10 protein-coding genes are annotated in these 9749 nt (G+C 67.2%); 1 reads left to right on the top strand and 9 read right to left on the bottom strand.

Annotated features, from left to right (window positions below; all coding sequences use genetic code 11):
* Positions 1-37 precede the first annotated feature (37 nt).
* Positions 38-1222, bottom strand: coding sequence for a CaiB/BaiF CoA transferase family protein (locus tag AC5677_RS26645; RefSeq protein ID WP_497190447.1), 1185 nt, complete (start codon positions 1220-1222; stop codon positions 38-40).
* Between the two features lie 320 nt (positions 1223-1542).
* On the opposite strand from AC5677_RS26645, the gene AC5677_RS26640 reads away from it, so the two are divergent.
* The gene (locus AC5677_RS26640; RefSeq protein WP_497190446.1) at positions 1543-2190 is read left to right on the top strand and encodes a LuxR C-terminal-related transcriptional regulator; all 648 of its coding nucleotides are present in this window, start codon (positions 1543-1545) and stop codon (positions 2188-2190) included.
* A 143-nt stretch (positions 2191-2333) separates the two neighbouring features.
* On the opposite strand, the gene AC5677_RS26635 is transcribed toward AC5677_RS26640, so the two are convergent.
* The 8 genes from AC5677_RS26635 to atpB form a co-directional block, all read right to left on the bottom strand.
* On the bottom strand, positions 2334-2720 hold the full coding sequence (locus AC5677_RS26635) for a F0F1 ATP synthase subunit epsilon (protein ID WP_497190445.1): 387 nt from the start codon (positions 2718-2720) through the stop codon (positions 2334-2336).
* Positions 2721-2828: 108 nt separating this feature from the next.
* Positions 2829-4271 (bottom strand): F0F1 ATP synthase subunit beta, encoded by a 1443-nt coding sequence (gene atpD, locus AC5677_RS26630; RefSeq protein WP_497190444.1) that lies wholly within the window; start codon positions 4269-4271, stop codon positions 2829-2831.
* A gap of 5 nt (positions 4272-4276) precedes the next feature.
* On the bottom strand, positions 4277-5194 hold the full coding sequence (locus AC5677_RS26625) for a F0F1 ATP synthase subunit gamma (RefSeq protein WP_497190443.1): 918 nt from the start codon (positions 5192-5194) through the stop codon (positions 4277-4279).
* A 20-nt stretch (positions 5195-5214) separates the two neighbouring features.
* Positions 5215-6807: a F0F1 ATP synthase subunit alpha gene (gene atpA, locus AC5677_RS26620; RefSeq protein WP_497190442.1), complete on the bottom strand. Its 1593-nt coding sequence runs from the start codon at positions 6805-6807 to the stop codon at positions 5215-5217.
* A 144-nt stretch (positions 6808-6951) separates the two neighbouring features.
* Complete coding sequence (locus tag AC5677_RS26615) at positions 6952-7767, bottom strand: F0F1 ATP synthase subunit delta (RefSeq protein ID WP_497190441.1); 816 nt, start codon at positions 7765-7767, stop codon at positions 6952-6954.
* Positions 7764-8312: a F0F1 ATP synthase subunit B gene (locus tag AC5677_RS26610; RefSeq protein WP_497196769.1), complete on the bottom strand. Its 549-nt coding sequence runs from the start codon at positions 8310-8312 to the stop codon at positions 7764-7766. Before AC5677_RS26610 ends, AC5677_RS26615 begins: the two co-directional genes overlap by 4 nt.
* A 57-nt stretch (positions 8313-8369) precedes the next feature.
* A complete protein-coding gene (gene atpE, locus AC5677_RS26605; RefSeq protein WP_030065540.1) occupies positions 8370-8615 on the bottom strand; it encodes an ATP synthase F0 subunit C in 246 nt (81 codons plus the stop codon).
* Positions 8616-8694: 79 nt separating this feature from the next.
* Positions 8695-9492, bottom strand: a complete 798-nt coding sequence (gene atpB, locus AC5677_RS26600) for a F0F1 ATP synthase subunit A (protein WP_497196768.1) — start codon at positions 9490-9492, stop codon at positions 8695-8697.
* Positions 9493-9749 lie beyond the last annotated feature (257 nt).

Here is a 9749-nt window from a genome sequence, read left to right as displayed (position 1 = left end):
CGCTCCCCCTTCGGCCGGCACCCACGGAATTGCCTGTCTAAACAGCGCCCGCCGTACGCAGCCGCTCGATCTCCGGGCCGGAATATCCGAGCCATTCCAGAACCGGTCCGGTGTGCTGGCCGGTTTCCGGCACGGGGCCCATTCGCGGCGGCGCACCCACGGGGACGCCCGGTGGCAGCAGGGTGCGCAAGGGGCCGACCGGGCTGTCCACCTCGCGCCACCGGGCACGGGCGGTCAGCTGCGGGTGGTGGAGCAGCCCGGTGACGTCGTTGAGGTCCGCATGGGCGATTCCCGCCGCGTCCAGGAGCGAGCGGGCTTCCTCGTGGGTCAGTGCATCGAAACGCTCCTGGACGATGCGGTGCACGGACTGCCGGTTGTTCCGGCGGGAGGAATTGTCGGCGAAGTCGGGATGGTCCGACAGTTCGGGCCGGCCGAGGAACTCCGCGCACAGGCGGGTCCATTCACGGTCGTGCTGGACGGCGAGGAGAACATTCACCCCGTCCTTCGTCCGGAAGTCCTCATAAGGGGCAATCAAGGAATGTGCGGTGCCGTGGCGGCCGAGCTCCTGTCCGCTGTGCTCGGTGTAGTGGAGGGGATAGCCCATCCACTCGGCGAGGGCGTCGAACAGCGAGACCTCGACGGGCTGCCCCCGCCCCGTACGGAATCGCTGCAACAGTGCCGCCAGAATCCCGCTGTACGCATACATCCCGGCCGCGAGGTCGGCCACCGAAAGGCCCACTTTGGCGGGATCCCGGGGGGTTCCGGTTATGGACATGACACCTGCTTCGGCCTGAATCAGCATGTCGTAGGCCTTTCGGTCCTGATACGGACCGCCCTCGCCATAGCCCGAGATCGCACAGGGCACCAGCCGCGGCCAGCGTGCGGTCAACTCGGTGTTGGACAGGCCCAGTCGGCGCGCCGCGCCGGGTGCCAGGTTCTGCACGAAGACATCGGCCCGGGACAGCAGCCGCTGCAGCACCTCGGGGGCTTCGGGGTGCTTGAGGTCGAGGGTCAGGGACTCCTTCGAGCGGTTCAGCCAGACAAAGACGCTGGACATGCCGTGTACGGCGGTGTCGTAGTGACGTGCGAAGTCGCCGGTGCCCCGACGCTCGACCTTGATCACCCGCGCGCCCAGATCCGCCAGATGCCGGGTCGCCAACGGCGCGGCGACCGCGTGCTCCACAGAAACAACTGTCAATCCGCTGAGTGGAAGTGACTCCATCGATCCTCCCCCGCTCGCCTTGATCGGCCACGCTAATGATCACGATCAGGGGGGCGCCTCCACCAAAGAGCTGAATTCGGAGGCGCTCTTTCCCGTCAATCGGCGGGTTGCGGGACGCGGCTATTCCCGCCATTAGCAAAGGCAGTCCCACAATTCCTTTGCAATCAAGTCGATGTTGGAAAGCCGAGGACGGTGGCAGGATGATCGTGGATCAAGTCGAACCCGCTCGCGAGCAAGGCTCCGGCCGGGTTTGATCACTGAGTCATACACGGGTTGACCAGCTCACTCAGTGAGTCCCGTGTAGGAAAAGGGGGATTCTCATGCTGAATCTGCTGATCTGCCATGAAGACCCGTCCGCCAGACGTTGGTTGCAGAGCGTAATGCGCTGGGAAACCGACATTGCACTTGCCAAGCCCGCCGCCGACTACGAGACGGCCCGCGAGACCATGGGCCGGCATGCGCCCGACGTCATCCTGATCAGCGGGAAGTGCCTCCAGGAGGACTCGCTGGAGCTGGCCCAGCTCTGCGCGGGGACCTCCGTGGTGCTCGCCCTGCCGGAGAAAACCCCACATCGCGCCGTGGGTGACGCCTTACGACAAGGCGTGTATGCCGTCCTCGTCGGTTCTCCGCCACCGCAGGAGGTCTGTGCCGCCGTGTACGCGGCGGAGGCCCGGCAGGTCTTCCTGCCCCCGGTCGTCGTGGCCGAGCACACCGACGCCATCGCCAAAGTCCTCGGCAGCGGCCTGCCCGCCCCGTCGGACGCCGGCCTGACCCCACGGGAGTTCGACGTACTGCACCTGCTGGCGCAGGGGCTGAGCAATGAGGAGATCGCCCAGAAGCTCTTCGTCTCGATCTCGACCATCCGCTCGCATGTGCTCGGCGTGATGCGCAAGATCGGCGCCCGCAACCGGGCACAGGCCGTGTACCTGGCCCTCACCACAGGTCTGCTGGAGGACAGGGTGGCCTAGCAACACACACGCAGACCGCAGCACCGCAACACCGCAACAAAAACGTCGATCCAGGACGGGTGTACCCGTGCCTGGATCGACTCTGTTGCACATGCCTGCGCAGGGACCGACGGCGCGGACCGCCGACGGCCGGTTCGGGACGACTAGACGCCCACGCTCGTCACCGAACGCAGACGGACATCGGCACGACGCTCGGCGGCCGCGTCGGCCTCCGACTTCGCACGCTCCAGCGCCCGCTCCGCGCGCTGGACATCGATCTCGTCCGACAGCTCGGCGATCTCCGCGAGCAGCGACAGCTTGTTGTCGGCGAACGAGATGAAACCGCCGTGCACCGCGGCGACGACGGTGCCGTCCCCGCTCTCGCCGGTCGTACGAATCGTCACCGGGCCCGACTGCAGCACGCCGAGCAGCGGCTGGTGTCCGGGCATGACGCCGATGTCGCCCGACGAGGTGCGCGCGACGACCAGGCTGGCCTCGCCGGACCAGACCTGACGGTCCGCGGCGACCAACTCGACGTGCAGCTCAGCCACGATGGCTCCTCGGGTCTCCACCTGCCTGGCGTGGCAGATGTTGGGTCAAATACAAGTGGTCTTACGGACCGGGGGCGGCCAAAGCCGCCCCCGGGACCGGTGCCGGGGTCAGGAGACGCCCAGCTCCTTGGCGTTGTTCTTCAGGTCCTCGAGACCACCGCACATGAAGAAGGCCTGCTCGGGGAAGTGGTCGAACTCGCCGTCGGCGATCGCGTTGAAGGCCGCGATCGACTCGTCCAGCGGCACGTCCGAACCGTCCACACCGGTGAACTGCTTGGCCACGTGGGTGTTCTGCGACAGGAAGCGCTCGATACGGCGGGCGCGGTAGACCGTGAGACGGTCCTCCTCGCCGAGCTCGTCCATACCCAGAATCGAGATGATGTCCTGGAGGTCCTTGTACTTCTGCAGGATGCCGATCACGCGCATCGCGCAGTCGTAGTGCTCCTGCGCGATGTAGCGCGGGTCCAGGATCCGGGACGTCGAGTCCAGCGGGTCGACCGCCGGGTAGATGCCCTTCTCGGAGATCGGACGCGACAGAACGGTGGTCGCGTCCAGGTGGGCGAAGGTGGTCGCCGGCGCCGGGTCGGTCAGGTCGTCCGCGGGGACGTAGATCGCCTGCATCGAGGTGATCGAGTGACCACGGGTCGAGGTGATGCGCTCCTGGAGGAGACCCATCTCGTCGGCCAGGTTCGGCTGGTAACCCACCGCGGAGGGCATCCGGCCGAGCAGGGTCGACACCTCGGAGCCCGCCTGGGTGTAGCGGAAGATGTTGTCGATGAAGAACAGCACGTCCTGCTTCTGCACATCGCGGAAGTACTCCGCCATGGTCAGACCCGCCAGGGCGACGCGCAGACGGGTGCCCGGCGGCTCGTCCATCTGACCGAAGACCAGCGCGGTCTTGTCGATGACGCCGGAGTCCGTCATTTCCTCGATGAGGTCGTTGCCCTCACGGGTGCGCTCGCCGACACCGGCGAACACCGACACACCGTCGTGGTTGTTGGCCACGCGGTAGATCATTTCCTGGATCAGAACGGTCTTGCCGACACCGGCACCACCGAACAGACCGATCTTGCCGCCCTTGACGTACGGGGTCAGCAGGTCGATGACCTTGATGCCGGTCTCGAACATCTCGGTCTTGGACTCGAGCTGGTCGAAGGACGGCGCCTTGCGGTGGATCGCCCAGCGCTCGGTGACCTCGGAGGCCGCCTCGGGCTTGTTCAGGATCTCACCAAGGGTGTTGAACACCTTGCCCTTGGTGACGTCGCCGACGGGGACGGTGATGCCGTCGCCGGTGTCGGTCACCGCGGCCTGGCGGACCAGACCGTCGGTGGGCTGCATCGAGATCGCACGAACCAGACCCTCACCCAGGTGCTGGGCGACCTCAAGGGTCAGGATCTTCTTCTTGCCGGCCTCGGCCGGGTCGGAGACCTCGACGGTCAGGGCGTTGTAGATCTCCGGCATCGCGTCGACGGGGAACTCCACGTCGACGACCGGGCCGATGACCCGCGCGACGCGGCCCGTAGCCGTGGCCGTTTCAACAGTGGTGGTCATAGTGGTCAGTCACTCCCCGCGGTCGCGTCGGCCAGAGCGCTGGCGCCACCGACGATCTCGCTGATTTCCTGGGTGATTTCGGCCTGTCGGGCCTCATTGGCAAGCCGCGAGAGCGACTTGATGAGCTCTTCCGCATTGTCGGTCGCCGACTTCATCGCACGACGCGTGGCGGCGTGCTTGGAGGCGGCGGCCTGCAGAAGCGCGTTGTAGATCCGCGACTCGACGTACCGCGGCAGCAGGGCGTCCAGGACGTCCTCGGCCGACGGCTCGAAGTCGAAGAGCGGAAGGATCTCGCCCTTGGCCGACTCCTCCGACTCCGCCGCCTTGTCCAGGCTGAGCGGCAGCAGGCGGTCGCCGAGCGCCGTCTGCGTCATCATCGAGACGAACTCGGTGTAGACGATGTGGAGTTCGTCCACGCCGCCGTCCGCGGTGTCCTTCTGGACGGCCTCGATCAGCGGTGCGGCAATCGCCTTCGCGTCGCCGTACGCCGGGCTGTCGGTGAAGCCGGTCCACGATTCCACGATCTTGCGCTCGCGGAAGCTGTAGTACGACACACCCTTGCGCCCGACGATGTAGACGTCGACCTCTTTGCCCTCGGCCTTGAGCCGCTCGGTGAGCTGCTCCGAGGCCTTGATGACGTTGGCGGAGTAGCCGCCGGCCAGACCGCGGTCGCTCGTGATGAGCAGCAGCGCGGCCCGCGTCGGCTTCTCGGCCTCCGTCGTCAGCGGGTGCTGGGTGTTCGAGCCCGTGGCAACCGCGGTCACCGCGCGGGTCAGTTCACTCGCGTACGGCGTCGATGCCGCCACCTGACGCTGCGCCTTGACGACGCGCGAGGCGGCGATCATCTCCATCGCCCTGGTGATCTTCTTGGTCGCGGTGACGGAGCGGATGCGACGCTTGTAGACCCGGAGCTTGGCTCCCATGGATCAGGTCCCTTCCGTCGTCACTTGCTGGTGCCGGCCGGGGCGTCCTCGCCGAGCAGCTTGCCGTCCGAGGTCTCGAACTGCCGCTTGAAGCCGTCGACGGCCTCGGCGATCGCGCCGATGGTGTCGTCGGACATCTTGGCGCCCTCGCGGATGCTGGTCAGCAGGTCCTTCTTCTCCCGGTGGAGGTGGTCGAGGAGCTCCCGCTCGAAGCGGCGGATGTCCTCGACCGGGACGTCGTCCATCTTGCCGTTGGTGCCGGCCCAGATGGAGACGACCTGGTCCTCGGTCGCGTACGGGGAGTACTGCGGCTGCTTGAGCAGCTCGGTCATGCGCTTACCGCGCTCGAGCTGCGCCTTCGAGGCCGCGTCCAGGTCGGAACCGAAGGCGGCGAACGCCTCCAGCTCGCGGTACTGGGCGAGGTCCACGCGAAGTCGGCCGGAGACCTGACGCATGGCCTTGTGCTGGGCGGAACCACCGACACGGGAGACGGAGATACCGACGTTCAGGGCCGGACGCTGGTTGGCGTTGAACAGGTCCGACTCCAGGAAGCACTGGCCGTCGGTGATGGAGATGACGTTGGTCGGGATGAACGCCGACACGTCGTTCGCCTTGGTCTCGACGATCGGCAGACCGGTCATCGAACCCGAGCCCATGTCGTCGGAGAGCTTGGCGCAGCGCTCCAGCAGACGCGAGTGCAGGTAGAAGACGTCGCCCGGGTAGGCCTCGCGGCCCGGCGGACGGCGCAGCAGCAGGGACACGGCGCGGTAGGCGTCGGCCTGCTTCGAAAGGTCGTCGAAGATGATCAGGACGTGCTTGCCCTGGTACATCCAGTGCTGGCCGATGGCCGAGCCGGTGTAGGGCGCCAGGTACTTGAAGCCCGCCGGGTCGGACGCCGGGGCGGCGACGATGGTGGTGTACTCCAGGGCGCCGGCCTCCTCCAGCGCACCGCGCACGGACGCGATGGTGGAGCCCTTCTGGCCGATGGCGACGTAGATGCAGCGGACCTGCTTCTTCGGGTCGCCCGAGCGCCAGTTGTCGCGCTGGTTGATGATCGTGTCGACGGCCAGGGCGGTCTTGCCGGTCTGGCGGTCACCAATGATCAGCTGACGCTGGCCGCGGCCGATCGGCACCATCGAGTCGACGGCCTTGTAGCCGGTCTCCATCGGCTCGTGCACCGACTTACGGACCATGACGCCCGGGGCCTGCAGCTCCAGGGCGCGGCGGCCCTCGGACTCGATCTCGCCGAGGCCGTCGATCGGGTTGCCCAGCGGGTCGACGACGCGGCCGAGGTAGCCCTCGCCCACGGCGACCGAGAGCACCTCACCGGTGCGCTGCACCGGCTGGCCCTGCTCGATGCCACTGAACTCGCCGAGGACGACTGCACCGATCTCGCGCTCGTCCAGGTTCAGCGCAAGACCGAGCGTGCCGTCCTCGAACTTCAGCAGTTCGTTCGCCATCGCCGAGGGAAGGCCCTCGACGTGCGCGATGCCGTCACCGGCATCGCTGACCGTGCCGACCTCTTCGCGCGAGGCCGCGTCCGGCTTGTACGCCTGGACGAAGTTCTCCAGCGCGTCCCGGATCTCCTCCGGCCGGATCGTGAGCTCCGCCATCTGGGTTCCCTGCTCTCCTTGTTGGGCCCGAAGTTACTTGCGGGTTTCCGAGGGGCTTGTCCCCTCGGGGGGTTTCCGCTTACGGCCCAACTCGGGCCGCCGTCGTGCTTGTGCTGCGTCGCAGCTGTTGAGTTGGTGGCTGGGTCAGCCGGCCATCCGCCGGGCCGCCTCTTCGAGGCGCTCCGCGATGGTCCCGTTGATGACCTCGTCGCCGATCCGGACCTGGACGCCGCCGAGGACCTCGGGGTCCACGTCGAGGTTCAGGTGGATCTGCCGTCCGTACACCGCGGTCAGCGCGGCGCCGAGGCGCTCCCGCTGCCCTTCGCTGAGGGGCACCGCGGAGGTGACCACCGCGACCACGCGGTTCCGACGGTGCGCGGCGAGCTTGGAGAGGGCATCGAGTCCCGCTTCCAGGCTACGGCCTCGCGGCTGGCTCACGAGACGGACCACCAGCCGCTCGGTGACCGGGTTGGCCCGGCCGCCCAGCAGCGAGTGCAGCAGCTCCGTCTTGGCCTGGTCCGGCGCGGTCCGGTCCGTCAGCGCGCTGCGCAGCTGAGGGGCCGAGGCGACGATCCGGCCGAACCGGAACAGCTCGTCCTCGACCTCGTCGAGCGCACCCGAGCGCTGGGCCGCGGCGAGGTCGGCGCTGTAGCCGAGCTCCTCGATCGCGTCCACCAGGTCGCGCGAGCGCGACCAGCGGGAGCGGACCATGCCGGTGACCAGCTGGACGGCCGGGCCGCCGATCTGGTTGCCGAGCAGCCGCTGGGCCAGTTCGGCCCGCGCCTCGCTGCCCTGCGCCGGGTCGGTCAGGACCCGACGCAGCGACACCTCGCGGTCGAGCAGAGCGGTGACGGCAGCCAGCTCCTCGGCGAGCTTCGCCGCGTCGACGGAAGCGTCGTCCGTCAGCGCGTCGAGCTGCTCGCGTGCGGAGGCGAGTGCCTCGCGGCTCGCTCCGTTCATCGGCCGGCCTCAGCCTTCGTCGCGTCCGACGCCGCCTGGGCCTCGAGCTCGTCGAGGAAGCGGTCGATGGTCCGGCTCTGCCGGGCGGCGTCCTCGAGGGACTCGCCGACGAGCTTGCCGGCCAGTTCGGTGGCGAGGGTGCCAACGTCCTGACGCAGCGACTGCGCGGCCGCCTTCCGGTCCGCCTCGATCTGGGCGTGACCGGCAGCGATGATCTCCTCACGCTGCCGCTGGCCCTCGGCCCGCATCTCGGCGATGAGCGTCGCGCCCTGCTCCTGCGCCTCCTGGCGCAGACGCGCGGCCTCGTGGCGGGCGTCAGCCAGCTGAGCCCGGTAGTCCTCGAGGACCTGCTGGGCCTCGGCCTTCATGGCCTCGGCTTCCTCCATCTGGCCTTCGATCTTGAGCCTGCGCTCGTCCAGAACCTTGTTGATGTTCGGGAGGAGCTTCTTGGCCAGGATGCCGAAGACGATGAAGAAGGCGACGAGACCGATGACCAGCTCTGGAATCGGCGGGACCAGGGGGTTCTCGGGAACCTCCGCCGCCATGTTGACCAGGGTCACAACAATGCCTTCCGTCTAAATGGGCGTCGTCGAGCGATGCGCTTACTTGTACGCGTAGCCCATGACGATGCCGATGAGGGCGAGCGCCTCACAGAAGGCGAAACCCATGATCTGGTTGGTGCGGATCAGGCCGGCCGCCTCGGGCTGGCGGGCGAGGGCCTGGGTGCCGTTACCGAAGATGATGCCGACGCCGACGCCGGGGCCGATGGCCGCGAGGCCGTAACCGACGGAGGCGATGTTGCCGGTGAGGCCGGCGGCGAGGTTGACAGTCTCCAGAGCAGCGGACATGCCGTTACTTCCTTCTCTTTCACGGACCGGTGGGGGTTGGCCACCGGAGGACTGAATCGATTTGCGGGAGCCGGGGTGCTCAGTGGTTCTCGGCGAGCGCGCCCTGGACGTAGTTGCAGGCCAGGAGCACGAAGACGTACGCCTGAACGGCCTGGATGAAGAGCTCGAAGGCGGTCATCACGATGGTCATCAGGAACGACGCGCCCGCGTAGACGATGCCTACGCCGTTCAGCAGGTACCAGCTGGCGATGGTGAACATCAGGATCAGCATGTGACCGGCGAACATGTTGGCGAAGAGCCGCACCGCGTGGGTGAAGGGCCGGATGATCAGGTGCTGGAGCAGCTCGAGCACCATGATCAGCGGGAGAACCCAGCCGAGCGACTTGTCGTAGCCGGAGAGGTTCTTCAGGGCGCCGACGAATCCGTGCCGCTTGAAGGTCAGCGACATCCAGATGATGTAGACGACCAGCGCGAGGCCGATGGGGAAGGCGATGACCGAGGTGACCGGGAACTGCGCGACGGGGATGATGGACCAGAGGTTCATGATCCACACGAAGAAGAACAGCGACACCATGAAGGGGACGTACTTGTCGCCCTCCTTCTTGCCGAGCGCGTCATAGACGAGCCCGCGGCGTACGAAGTCGTATCCCGCTTCGCCGATCATCTGCAGCTTGCCGGGGACCACCTTGGCCCTGCCGAATGCGGCCCAGAAGAACCACACGACCACGACGGTGCTGAGCAGGGCGAGCAGCATCGGCTTGTTGAACTCAAAGCCACCGACGGTGAAGAGCGGCTTGAAGACGAACGAATGAAGGCCCGGGGACTCGAAGCCACACCCCGGAATAAAGAGGTGACAGTTCGCGTCGAAGGCGAGCATCGTTTCAGCACTCACCGCGGGCTCCTTCAGCGTGGCGCATGGGTACGGCAACCTCGTTGTGTCGGCGCGGCGTTGAGCCACGGAGCGGCACTGGACTGGTCTTACGGATTAGGGGGCGGCGGCCGGCCGGTGCTGGGCCGGGCCGAATCACAGGCATCGGCCGCGAGAACTGCCCATGGGATTCCTCGGAATCTGGGAGCTCAGCCGCCTGCGCCATCTGTGCCGCAGTTGGCACCGGACGATAGCAGGCCCGCATG

The sequence above is a fragment of the Streptomyces sp. JLSY215 genome, from assembly GCF_059682825.1.
This window is presented reverse-complemented; position numbering and strand designations above follow the sequence as displayed.